At 49.9% G+C, this 12507-nt stretch carries 12 protein-coding genes and 1 other annotated feature; of the genes, 1 reads left to right on the top strand and 11 read right to left on the bottom strand.

The window, feature by feature from the left end:
• Nucleotides 1-2: 2 nt before the first annotated feature.
• The 11 genes from DXC51_RS29515 to DXC51_RS13020 all read right to left on the bottom strand — a co-directional run bounded on the left by DXC51_RS29515 (nt 3) and on the right by DXC51_RS13020 (nt 11543).
• On the bottom strand, nt 3-479 hold the full coding sequence (locus tag DXC51_RS29515; RefSeq protein ID WP_021635314.1) for a hypothetical protein: 477 nt from the start codon (nt 477-479) through the stop codon (nt 3-5).
• Nucleotides 480-506: 27 nt separating this feature from the next.
• Nucleotides 507-1964, bottom strand: a complete 1458-nt coding sequence (locus tag DXC51_RS13065) for an alpha/beta hydrolase-fold protein (protein WP_021635315.1) — start codon at nt 1962-1964, stop codon at nt 507-509.
• Between the two features lie 46 nt (nt 1965-2010).
• Nucleotides 2011-2637 (bottom strand): RNA polymerase sporulation sigma factor SigH, encoded by a 627-nt coding sequence (gene sigH / locus DXC51_RS13060; protein WP_021635316.1) that lies wholly within the window; start codon nt 2635-2637, stop codon nt 2011-2013.
• Nucleotides 2634-4391 carry a GDSL-type esterase/lipase family protein gene (locus DXC51_RS13055; protein ID WP_021635317.1) on the bottom strand — a complete coding sequence of 586 codons (1758 nt, stop codon included), beginning with the start codon at nt 4389-4391 and terminating at the stop codon, nt 2634-2636. The genes sigH and DXC51_RS13055 overlap by 4 nt, the downstream gene beginning before the upstream one ends.
• Before the next feature lie 83 nt (nt 4392-4474).
• Entirely contained in the window at nt 4475-5215 is a 741-nt protein-coding gene (rlmB, locus tag DXC51_RS13050) for a 23S rRNA (guanosine(2251)-2'-O)-methyltransferase RlmB (RefSeq protein WP_021635318.1), read from the bottom strand.
• A 63-nt stretch (nt 5216-5278) separates the two neighbouring features.
• The gene (locus DXC51_RS13045) at nt 5279-5719 is read right to left on the bottom strand and encodes a Mini-ribonuclease 3 (RefSeq protein ID WP_021635319.1); all 441 of its coding nucleotides are present in this window, start codon (nt 5717-5719) and stop codon (nt 5279-5281) included.
• Complete coding sequence (cysS, locus tag DXC51_RS13040) at nt 5704-7113, bottom strand: cysteine--tRNA ligase (RefSeq protein ID WP_021635320.1); 1410 nt, start codon at nt 7111-7113, stop codon at nt 5704-5706. Before cysS ends, DXC51_RS13045 begins: the two co-directional genes overlap by 16 nt.
• 59 nt (nt 7114-7172) lie before the next feature.
• Nucleotides 7173-7979: a serine O-acetyltransferase EpsC gene (gene epsC / locus DXC51_RS13035; protein WP_021635321.1), complete on the bottom strand. Its 807-nt coding sequence runs from the start codon at nt 7977-7979 to the stop codon at nt 7173-7175.
• A 55-nt stretch (nt 7980-8034) separates the two neighbouring features.
• Nucleotides 8035-8253, bottom strand: a binding site (T-box leader).
• A gap of 220 nt (nt 8254-8473) precedes the next feature.
• Nucleotides 8474-9688: a GNAT family N-acetyltransferase gene (locus DXC51_RS13030; RefSeq protein WP_021635323.1), complete on the bottom strand. Its 1215-nt coding sequence runs from the start codon at nt 9686-9688 to the stop codon at nt 8474-8476.
• A gap of 25 nt (nt 9689-9713) precedes the next feature.
• Entirely contained in the window at nt 9714-10250 is a 537-nt protein-coding gene (ispF, locus tag DXC51_RS13025; RefSeq protein WP_021635324.1) for a 2-C-methyl-D-erythritol 2,4-cyclodiphosphate synthase, read from the bottom strand.
• A gap of 123 nt (nt 10251-10373) precedes the next feature.
• Nucleotides 10374-11543 (bottom strand): macrolide family glycosyltransferase, encoded by a 1170-nt coding sequence (locus tag DXC51_RS13020; protein WP_021635325.1) that lies wholly within the window; start codon nt 11541-11543, stop codon nt 10374-10376.
• Between the two features lie 197 nt (nt 11544-11740).
• On the opposite strand from DXC51_RS13020, the gene DXC51_RS13015 reads away from it, so the two are divergent.
• A complete protein-coding gene (locus DXC51_RS13015; RefSeq protein ID WP_021635327.1) occupies nt 11741-12370 on the top strand; it encodes a TetR/AcrR family transcriptional regulator in 630 nt (209 codons plus the stop codon).
• Nucleotides 12371-12507: the final 137 nt, after the last annotated feature.

Here is a 12507-nt window from a genome sequence, read left to right as displayed (position 1 = left end):
TTTCATAGTTCGGACGCAATCTTTGCATCGTCCGGACCGGTCATTTTCGCACCGGCGGCATCCGCCGGCGTTTCGGCCGCCCGTTCCGCATCGGCGGCATCCTCTGGCATTTCGGCCATCCGTTCCGTCTCTTCACCCCCGGCCAGCCCCAGCCCCTTCAGAATTCCCCAGATATAGGGAGCGCCGAACATGCTGAGCTTCTTCGGCCCGCGGATCGGCTCACCTGCCGCCCGCGCCTCCAGAATCTTTTTATAAGCCCGAAGCACGGTTGCCTCGGTAATGGATTTTTCCTTCCGATCGCAGAAAAGCTCACGTCCTTTAATCCGGTAGGTAAAGGGAAGCTTTTTGCTCGTATAAAAGGTGGTTCCCTCATAAAGGCTTACCGCATGCCACAGACGGCCGCCCAGCAATGCTTCTTCGCCGCATTCCTTTACTGCCTGTACGGCTTTTTCACGTTCCCTGACAAAATTTTCGTCCATACTTTATCCTGTGTCTTTCCTGCTTTTCTATTTTTCAGCATCTTCCCGGAAAAGCTGTGGGAGAAAATCATAGATACACTGTCTCCAGACATTCCAGTCATGCCCGCCTCTGTACTCCCTGCGCACACAGGGAATCCCGTTTTCTTCACAGAAAGCATCGTCCTCCGTAAAAAAATCCCAGAACTCATCCTGCCTTCCCATAGCCCTGAAAAACAGATGCTGCTTCTCCTGGAATTCCTTTTCCTTCATAATTTCCAGATAGCTGTTATCCGGGTCTTCTCCGATAAAATTGTGCATAAAACCACTGAACAGCCCCTCCCAGCCAAAAAGCTGCGAATAACGGCAGACCGTCATGCTTGTCTGCATGGATCCCATGGAAAGCCCGGCCATCGCCCGGTGGTCCCTATCCTTTTTCACCCGGTATTTCTTCTCAATGAAGGGAATGATATCCTGCACAAGCTCCTCCGGGAAAAGGCTGTGCCGGAGCACTGCCTCCCCATCCCCGTCTTCCTCCATGACCATACCGTTTGCCATAACGATTAGCATGGGCACGGCCTTTCCTTCTGCCAGCAGGTTATCCATGATATGATTCACCTTTCCCTGCCATATCCAGCCCCGTTCATTCTCCCCGAAGCCATGCTGCAGGTAGAGTACCGGATATTCCAGCGTCCCCTCTTCATATCCCGGCGGCACATAGCAGATGCAGCTTTCCGTCCTTCCGGTAACAGCAGAAGGATAATACTCATGCCTGATATCCCCATGCGGCACATCGTGCATCTGTAAAAATTCCGGCACCGGCCCGACCTCAATATAGTTCACCGGCCGTGAAAAACCATAGCCTATGGAAAGGAACGGGCTGATTGCCAGACAGTTGTCCACGTAGAGATGCACATAATAAAATCCCGGCTCCAGGGGCAGATCCACCGTCCACACATCCTTTTCCGTCTCCAGGAACGGATACATGATATCGCCAATCTGCAGCTGGACATTCATCGCATTGGGAAAACGGAGCCTGACATAAGGCATGCCTTCCGCGCGGTACAAAAGGCCTTCCCTGGAATTATGGGGAACCGGCTTACCATCCGGCGCCGTCATTACAGGCCGGCTGTACGCGCAGGATTGCTCCACTACCGTAGGATTATCCAGCCATTCCTTATCAGCATCGATTTGTCCGCGCACCTCTATGGTTAAATCCTCTGTAACCGCCTCCGCGGCCCTGAGCGTTTTCAAAACGCCGTCCAGATAGCTTCCCAACCTTCTGCGGCTCTTTGACAGCCCTTCTACTATAATATGTATTTTCCCGGAAGCTTCCGTAAGCACTGCGTAAATGTTATCAAGATTTTCTCCCCTGGATTCCGGCAGATTCAGCTTTTCCTGCAGATACCTGTACAGTTCCTCCCTGGATCGGATCCCTGCAAAATTCAAATTTATCATACCCTTTTCCCTGTCCCTCATATTTTCATTCGTATCTTCTTTATCCTTCATCTGCAGTTTTCCTCCCTTTAAAAACCCCGCGGCGTTTCACTCCGACTCAGTCCCCGGAAATCGCCCTGCGAAGCTTTGCCTTAATCCTCTGAAGCGCATTGTCCGTACTTTTTCCATCCTTGCCCAGTACCCGGGCAATCTGGTTATAGCTCATCCCCGTAATGTAAAGATCCAGCACCTGCTTTTCAAAGCCGCTTAATTCTTTCTCAATCGCCTGCTCCAGCCCTTCCACATTTTCCCGGTCGATAAAAAGCTCTTCCGGACTCATTTCCAGCGCCGCAGGAATGGCGTTCATCAGGCTGTTTTCCTCATTGCCATCCCCATCCGGCCCGATGTTTTTGCTGTACAGGGAAATATAGGTGTTAAGAGGCATGTGTTTCTTCCGGGAAGAGGCCTGCACTGCCGTATACATCTGTCTGGATACGCAAAGATCCGCAAAGGTGCTGAAGCTGGCATCCCTGCCGCTGTCATAATCCCGGATAGCTTTGAAAAGCCCAATCATGCCTTCCTGGATTAAATCATCGCTGTCCCCGCCTAAAAGGTACATGGACTTGGCTTTTGCCTTCACCATGCCCTTATATTTTTCCATAATGTAATCCGTGATATCATTTTCACCGTCCCTGAGAAGCACGATCAGCTCCTCGTCGGTATATTCCCCGTAGGAATCTTTCATTGGGAATCCGTTCCTTTCTTCTGCCTCGACTGCAGAATCCGTATCAAATCCGCCGCCACATGCTCTCCCAGAATCTCATAGCCGTCCGCGTTGGGATGTACGCCGTCCGGCATGAAATGCAGGACATTGTCTTTATCATGTCCGTCCAGAATATTAGAATTGTAAAGGTCAATCACTTCCATTCCATGTTCGTCCGCCAGCTCCTTGATGACATCCGCGAATTTATCCTGGGGAATCAGGTAGGGGTGCTGGATTTTCAGGTAATCCTGAAGGCTGTTGGGAAGAGGTGTCATGAAAATCACCTCCGCATTAGGATAGTCCGTCTTCAGCCCATCCATCAGTTCATCCAAATCCCCCCAGAAGGTTCTCCTTTTACGCTCCGCGGGATTTCCGAATTCCACCAGGCTTGCACAGAACTCGTCATTTGTGCCGCCCATTACAAGAATGATATCGCTGTCCTCAGGGATTTTCTGGTAGCGGTCTACGAAGGCGTCCGCCCAGTATCTCCCGATAGAAGAGCCTCCTATTCCCAGATTATATACTTTTCTGGCATCCAGCGTTTCCTGCAGGATATGGGGATAGGCAAGCTCCTGATAATTATCCAGATTATCCAGGTTTACGGCCTGGGTAATGCTGTCGCCCAGACAGGTTATTTTGATATCCGAAAAATCAATGTTGTTTCCTGATATCGTCTGTTTATCCAGTTCATTGGCGAGAAGCGTTTCCTTATGGGAGCTGCGGACCGCCTGCCGTTGGGCCAGGGTGTAGTGTTTCCTGTCAAAAGGATCCTCCAGCTTTGCCGTATTCCTTCCCATATGAGCTATGATATCACTGTCGGAAACAGAATTGCCTGAGGCACTGCTGCCTGAAACTGAGTTGCCTGACGTACTGCTGCCTGAAACGGTGTTGCCTGACATACTGCTGCCTGAAACTGTGCTGTCGGAGGAACTGCCTCCCGATTCTTCTTTGCCGGCCTCACTTCCGGAGGAGTTTTCCTTTTTTGAATCCTTATTTCCACCTGTGCTGTTTTGGGAAATGCTGTTTGCAGATATACTGTTGCCGGAAGTGCTGCCGGACAGAGAATTTCCTGAAATATCATTTTCTGAAATACTGCTGCCGGATACGCTTCCTCCGCAAGGGCGGAGTAACTGCCTTGCGGGAATTCTGTTTCCTGAAATCTGATTCTCACCGCCGTCACTGCCGGGGCCGCTGTTGCCGGACACCTGGTTTCCGCTTACAGACGCTCCACTGTTATTTCCTGATACCTGATTTTGACCGGCGGATTCCCCGTTGTCATTTCCGGATACCTGGCCTGTGTCTCCGGCTTCTGCGCTGCCATTTCCGGATACGAGACTTTCATCTCCGGCTTCTCCGCCATCATTTCCGGACACCTGGCCTGTGTCTCCGGCTTCCTCCCCGCCGCGGTCCATCGTCTGTCCTGTGTCCTGCTTTCCGTCTGCCGCGCCTTCGGAGTCCTTCCCGGTTTTCACCGTCGCCTCCTGGGCCTGTCCTACAGACTCATGCGACACAGAATCCTGCACCGACGCGCCGGAATCATCAGCCGCCTGTCCTGCATCCGCTGTTCCATTTTCTGTTTTATCCACGGTTCCCACGCTCTGCAGCCCGCCGCTGTCCGCCTGCATGACCGGAGCGTCGGCCGCTCCGGACTGCCTGCTGCATGCCGCTGTAAAGGAAATCAGGAATACAGCCAGAAGACCGCATCCCGTAACCGCCAGAAAATTCAAATTTTTCATTTTTTCTTAATGCTCCTGCAATCTGAAGGAATGTTGCCTCTGTAGCTGTGAAGGGTTCAGGCAGTTACCTTCCTTCTACCTTTTTATATAATTCTCTGTCTGACAATCTCATAAGCCAGCACGCCTGCCGCCACTGAGGCATTCAGGGAGTCAATGTTTCCCTTCATGGGGATGGACGCGACAAAGTCACAGTTTTCCTTCACCAGCCTTCCCACGCCTTCGCCTTCGTTACCAATAACAAGGCCGATTGCGCCGGTCAGGTTCAAATCATACATTCTGGTTCCGTCCATGTCCGCACACACAAACCACATTCCTTTTTTCTTTAACTCGTCCATGGTTTTTACCAGATTGGTCACCTTGGCCACCGGTGTGTAATTCAAGGCCCCGGCAGAGGTACGGGCCACGGTTGCGGTCAGACCCACAGCCCTGTTTTTAGGAATAATGACACCGTGGGCGCCCGCCAGGTTGGCAGTACGGATGATCGCCCCCAGATTATGGGGATCTTCAATATTATCCAATAATATCAAAAAGGGCGGCTCCTGCCTTTCCTCAGCCAGCTTCAGCATATCTTCTACCTGCGCATATTCATAGGCAGCGGCATAGGCAATAACCCCCTGATGTTTTCCTGTTTCAGACATCTGATCCAGACGTTCCCTGGAAACATACTTAATGAGACAATCCGTCTTTTTCGCTTCTCTTTTGATGGTCATAATCGGACCGTCCTGACAGTTGTCCAGAATAAAAACTCTGTCAATGGTCTTTCCCGAACGGAAGGCTTCTATAACCGCATTCCGCCCTTCTATGGTCAGTTCTTCGTATCTCATAACCGCTCCTTCAGTTTCGCTCCGGCAGGTCACACCGGAACGGATTTTTCATACTCTTTTTATTCAGAGAGCAAGATCAAGCTCCCTGAGTGAAATTTTCACCAGCTCCATCAGCCGTTCCATCCGGCCGTCCAGATAAAGGTAGCCGTAAAGCGCCTCCAGCGCGGTGGCCTTCCGGTAATCCCCTACGGAAGCATTCTTGGCCGTGGTATAGGACTTGGCATTCCGCCCCCGCCTGTATACGGCAAGCTCCTCCTCCGTAAGATACTGCTGCAAAACAGTTCCCATCTCCGCCTGTGTCTGCGCCTTGACCAGATGGCTTTTTTCCTTATGCAGCCTGTTGGGGGATGCATTATGCCGCTCCACCACCACAGTCCTGATAATGAGATCGTAAATACAATCCCCCACGAAGGCAAGAGTCAGGGGGGAGTAGGTCCGAAGATCTACTTCCCCCAGGTTGAATTCTTTTTTAATCTGCGTAAGCAGGCTTAAGCTCTCTTCCATTTTACTCCCTCGCGGGTATCCTCCAGAATGATTCCCCTCTCAAGCAGCTCATCCCTGATTTCATCCGCTCTGGCAAAATTCTTTGCTTTCCTGGCTGCCTGACGCTCCGCGATCAGCGCTTCCACGTCCTCATCCAGCATTTCTTCCTTTTTCTCCACGATAAGCCCGCAAACATCGGCCAGCTCCTTGATTTCCTCCAGCAGCGCTTTTATATAAGCGGCGGAATTATCCGCGCCGGCATTGGTATTGGCGAATTTCACAAGCTCAAAAATAGCGGCAATGGCGTCCGCCGTATTAAAATCATCGTCCATGGCCTCGTCAAACTTCACCGCAAATCCGGCAGCCTCCTTAAGAAGCTTCTTCTCCTCTTCCGTGGCTTCGCCCGCGCCCGCTTTTTCCAGAAGGAAATTCAGGTTGGCTGCAGCGGTACGGATTCTGTCCAGACCGTTCTTGGCCGCTTCCATCAGCTCGTCGCTGAAGTTCAGCGGGCTTCTGTAATGAGCGGAAAGCATGAAGAAACGGACCACCTGCGGATCATATTTCGCTACAATATCACGCACGGTAAAGAAGTTTCCGGCAGATTTGCTCATTTTTTTATTATCAATGTTCAAAAATGCGTTGTGCATCCAGTACCTGGCAAAGGTCTTGCCGTTTGCCGCCTCAGACTGGGCGATTTCGTTCTCATGATGAGGGAAAACCAAATCCTCCCCGCCTGCGTGGATATCGATCTCTTCCCCCAGATATTTCTTGCTCATTACGGAGCATTCGATATGCCAGCCGGGACGGCCTTTGCACCAGGGGGACTCCCAGTAAGGCTCCCCGTCTTTTTTCGGCTTCCAGAGTACGAAATCAAAGGGATCCTCCTTCTGATCCTCGCCGGATACCAGCAGGGAACGCTTGCCTCCCTCCAAATCATCCAGATTCTTATGGGAAAGCTTACCATATTCCTTAAAACTTCTGACACGGAAATATACCGTGCCGTCCTCCGCCGCATAGGCATGCCCTTTGTCAATCAGCTCCTGTATCATATCCAGCATGCCGCAGATTTCCTGGGTGGCCTGGGGATGGGTGGTGGCAGGCTTCACATTAAGGGATTCCATATCCTTTTTGCATTCCGCGATATAACGCTCGGAAATAACCGTGGAATCCACGCCCTCTTCAATCGCCTTCTTTATGATTTTATCATCCACATCAGTGAAGTTGCTCACATAATTTACTTTATAGCCCTTATGCTCAAAATAACGGCGCACCGTATCAAATACAATCATCGGGCGGGCATTGCCGATATGGATCAGATTATATACGGTGGGGCCGCAGACATACATTTTAACCTCACCGGGGGTAATCGGCACAAATTCTTCTTTTCTCTTTGTCAGGGTGTTGTAAATTTTCATCTTGACTGGTTCTCCTTTTTCATATTCTCAAATAATTTTATCGTAACTGTTCAGGGCGCTCAGTTTTCCGTCTGTTTCTCCCCGCATGACACGGGACAGCCCTCCTGCCCCTTCTGACAGCATTTTATCTTCTCGTGACACCGTTCCTTCTGACGGCACACCTCACGATAAGCGCATTTTTCTTCCTCGCAGCTTTTTTCCTCTGTTCTTTTAAGGTAACGCACTTCCGCCTCCAGGTCAAGCAGTCTGTTGATTAATTCACTGTTTGCATGCTGAAGATTGGAAATATCCTCTTTCACAGGGTCAGGCAGATTGACCTGATCCATGGTATCACGGGGAATCGGCTGATTTCCCCTTTTCACCACCCGGCCGGGCACTCCCACCACAGTGGAATTGGGCGGCACCTCCTCCAGCACCACGCTTCCCGCACCGATTTTGGAATTTTCCCCTATGGTAAAAGACCCCAGCACCTTGGCGCCGGCGCTTATCATAACATTATCCCCCACCGTAGGATGCCTTTTCCCATGCTCTTTCCCGGTTCCCCCCAGCGTTACCCCCTGATACAAAGTCACATTATCCCCGATAATCGCCGTTTCCCCGATAATCACACCATTTCCGTGATCAATAAAAAACCCCCTGCCAATCTGCGCTCCCGGATGGATTTCAATCCCCGTTTTCCTGACCCCCCTCTGCGAAATCCACCTGGCCAGAAAAAAATGGCCCGATCGATACAGCTTATGAGCCAGCCTGTAATGAAGCATGACCTTAAAGCTGGGATAAAGAAATACCTCCATAGAAGAATGTATTGCAGGGTCACGCTCCCTGATAATCCTAATCTCCTCTTTTATGTTTCCTATAATACCCATTTACCTTCCTTCTTTCCAGGGCAACAAATAAACCGCGGTTCCTTCCCTTCTCTGCAACAGAGACGGTTGAAGCCGCGGTTCCACTCTAATTCAGGTTAATACCTGCACTCAAAACACGTAACGTGCGTAAACGTACCCGGCTACAGGAAAACTCCCCTCACCCGATCAGCTCCCGGAGGCACTTTCAGCCATATCTGCCAGGAATGCTTCCAGCCGGTGACACTCCCTCTCTGCGGCAAACCAACAACCTACTCTTTCCGTTCATCGCCTTTTTCCTTCATTTGCTATCTATATACAGGATATGCAAAACTCCTTTTTTTGTCAACTTCTTTTTACTTATTCCTTCTTTTTACGTATTCCCCCACTTAACCCCCTGACACATTGTTCTAAACTCTTTATCAACCAATGCTAACTCGTATAATCCCTATGTATCTATCCGTTTCCACTATCCATCCTCCCTACACCTACCGCCTGCCAGGCCAAACGCATCCGCCTCAGACAATTTCATTGATGCATACGTCGCGGAGGGTTTTGATACGTTCCAGCCCCTGCAAAAGTCCCTCCCGCTCCCACCGGTATCCATTTCTGAAGCTAAAGCATTCTTCCGCCGGCCTTCTTCCGAACAGAAATGCGGTCAGCAGCTCAGGCGAGGTTTCCGCATAAATCTGCTGTCCGACTTTTCCCGCGTCCATTCTGCACACGCTGCTTTCGCCGGGACCGGTCTGCCATCTGAAAAATCCATTGTTTTCTTCAATCATGCTGTCCTCATATTTCAGCAGCACATCCAGTTTCTGCCTGCAACGGATGAAAGAAAGCATGGCGGGCAGACTGATAATCCTTCCCATAATTGCCGGCTGGCTGACAGTATCCGGCTCAAGCACAAGCTCCTCAAATTCCGGATAAATCAACGCCTCCTGTATCACCGGGCCTTTTTCCCGGCTGTAAAGGAAATAGCCCACAATCCGCTTATCATCCAGAAGCAGGAAACTGTCCCCCTGCTGGGCGTACATTTCCTTAAGCATCATTTCATAGTACTCCGCGGAGCGTTCCGTATATACCTGGAACCTGCGCTCCAGCAACGGAACCGCAAAACGCACCACCTCCGGGATATCCTCTTCCTCCATGGGCCTGACCTCCAGCATACCGTATCCCGGCTGTTCTTTTTTCTCCAGGACATTTTCCGCCGCCTGCAGTATTTTACGTCCGTCCCGGATAAAAACAGGTTCTCTCGATTCCCCTTCCAGCAGGTCGTCCGCCATCAGGCCGAACTCCGGCTGAAAAATCCACTGGGGCTTGTCATAAATATAGGTAAACCGGAAAGGCTCATAAATTTCAGGGGCCGCAGGCTGTAAGAAGGCAAACGGCTGTCCGGCAGCATTCAATTCCCCGCAGGCTTCCTTCAGCAGCCTGCCCATGAAGCCGTGCCTGCGCCACTCCTGTCTGGTCGCCACTCCCACAAGATAGGTAGATTCTACCTTCCGGAATATACCATCCGTCTTCACGCAGACCTGATAAGGCGTCATGGAAACCATGGACAGCAGCTTTCCATCCTCCTCCAGTATCAGGGCGTTGTTTTTTTCCGCCTTATTATCAAAATAATAGTCATTGAACAGCTTAGTGTCTTCTGCAAAAGCTTCTTCCCACAATTCCCTTAAACTACGGCAGCCGGCAGCCTCCAGCCGTCTGATCCGCTGCTTTTGTAATTCCATCCCTTTATCCAACCTTCTTCATTATTTATGCCTTCGGGCAGCCTCCGCACCCGGCGCAGCCTCCGTTCACATCCTGGGAATACAGGCCATAGGGTGTATTCAGAAGGCAGACAGCCTGGGAAGAAATGCCCTCTCCTGTCCCGGTAAAGCCAAGCCCTTCCTCTGTGGTTGCCTTTACATTCACCTGATCCACCTCAATTTGCAGCGCCTGCGCAATGTTTTTACGCATTGTATCGATGTGGGGACGCATTTTAGGCGCCTGCGCAATGATGGTTGCGTCAATATTTTCAATCAGAAAGCTGTGTTCCTCCAAAAGTTCGCCCACCTTACGCAGAAGCTCCATACTGCTGATTCCTTTATACGCGGGATCGGTATCGGGGAAATGCTTTCCGATATCCCCAAGCGCCGCAGCGCCAAGCAGGGCATCCATGATGGCATGCAGAAGGACATCCGCATCCGAATGGCCGAGAAGCCCTTTTTCGTAAGGGATTTCCACTCCGCCGATAATCAGCTTCCTGTCCTCCGTAAGGCGGTGTACGTCGTAGCCCATTCCTATTCTCATGTGTTACTCTCCTTAATAATCTGATCTTTTCAAAATGCATGTCGCAGCTTCAGCCTGTTCTGCAAGGGAACAGGCTGAAACCGGACTTTAATGAGAGTATACCACATTTTCCCTTTAAAAAAATCATTTTGAGGAGATTTTTTCGATTACATCAGCTGCTTTCTGCGCTCCTCCGGCTTTTCTGAAGCTTTCTCCGATTCCGCCCGCGGCCACACGAAACCGGGCATTCTTCAAAACCTGCAGGATGCTTTCCCGGATTACGGAGGCTTCCCTTCCCGGCAAGGGGATTCCGGCTCCCACCTCCTGTACGCGGCGGGCAACCGCGCCCTCCTCCGGCTGCTGGGGAAACAATACCATAGGCACGCCGAAATACAGGCTTTCGCTCACACTGTTCATGCCGCAGTGGGTAAGAAATACATCAGCCTCCTGAAGCACCTCCAGCTGATTGACCCTGGGTATTACCTGAAAATTATCCGGAATAACTCCGAGACCGGAAATATCTGTGCGCCCGCCTACTGACATAATGACATCCAAAGCTTCTGTTTTCAGCGCTTTCATGCAGCTTATATAGAAATCCTCCTGCCTGTTCAGCACGGTTCCCAGGGATATGTAAATCAGCGGCCTGCTTTTCTTATGTCCTGACGGCTTCGGGACCGCAATGGAAGGCCCGGTGAAGGTAAATTTATCGGAAAAGGTTTCCGACATGGGCTGGAATTCTTTCGATGTATAAACAATGGTTTCCGTATCATTATCATTTTGTAACAGCTCGTAAAATTGCCGGATTTCATAACCATGGCGGCGCAGCTGCCTGAGCCTGGCATTGATTCGGGGCATCCCGGACAGCATACGCAGAAGCTCCGAAAGGCTCTGCTTCATAAGACGCGCCGTCTGCTGGTTAAATGCAAAGGTGGTTGTGGAGCAGACGAAGGGAACATTCAGTTTTTTCGCATACAGCTTTCCCCAGATACAGATGGAATCCGATACTATACAATCCGGCTTCCAGGCCCGCAGCTCACCCAGTACCTTATCTTCCATGGCAAGCGTTACATCCACAGTCATATCCACCAGGGAGGACAGATCCTTTCCTACTTTTTTGTCAATATCTTTTGGAGCGGGAGGCATAAAATCATCGCAGGGTATGCAGACGGCGCCTGTTTCTTCAATACGGGACCGGAACTCATAAAAGGAATAGTAATGGACCTGATTTCCCCTTTTTACCAGCTCACGGACGACCTCTATGGTAGGATTGGTATGCCCATAGGCAGGAATACAGAAAAATACAATTTTACTCATGTCACAGTTTTCCTTTCTTTCACATATGCACTTTTGTATTAAAAGTATTACTTTTCTTACTTTTCACACTTTTACTATAGTTCATATAAGATCGGATGTCAATGAAAATAAATCAATTGTTCATTATTTAGCTTGACGGTTCATGTAATCTCTGCTATCCTCAATACAAACCAACCGTCGGTTTATATGGAGGCATTATGGGAAGAAACAAATATCCTGAACAAACAGTTGAGAAAATCATAATTACAGCTGCCCGGCTTTTTTCAGAAAAGGGGTATGAGCAGACGAGTATCCAGGACATCCTGGATGCTCTGAAGCTGTCCAAAGGCGGGCTTTACCATCACTTCAAGTCAAAAGAAGAGATTCTGGAGGCTGTCATACAGAAGAGGGCACAGTATGTTTTTGACAGTTTCCATGAGCTCATTCGTAATACTAAGGCTGAAAATGCAAAAGAGAAGCTGAAAAAAATTCTTTTACAGCTCGTGGATGACTCAGAAACCCATATGTTTGATAAGGTGTTATCATCGCAGGTCAATCCCTATTTCGTAGTCGGAAGCATGCAGGCAAGTATGCAGCAGGATGCGCCGACTCTCTGTGAACTGATTAAAGAAGGCATCAGGGACGGTTCCCTGCAGACGACGCAGCCCGCCCTTTGTTCAGAGGTTTTTCTGATACTTCTGAATTACTGGGCAAATCCGGTATTGTTCGGGCGTAACTGTGCGGAAACAAAAGAACGTCTGAATTACCTGCAGTTTGTTATGAGGCAGCTTGGCCTGGATATTCTTGACGATAACATAATTGCAAGCCTTGCCGAGGCTTATGGCTGATATAATATATCTGATGATTTTATGAGGAAGGCCTGGAGCCATTTTTTCCTTGAAGGTTGTAAAAATGACTGTTGCTATAGACGGTCGTTTTTTTTAACAATATAAAGACCGACGGTCGGTTTTTTATATAAGATAAT

It is taken from the genome of Eisenbergiella massiliensis (assembly GCF_003435485.1).
This window is presented reverse-complemented; position numbering and strand designations above follow the sequence as displayed.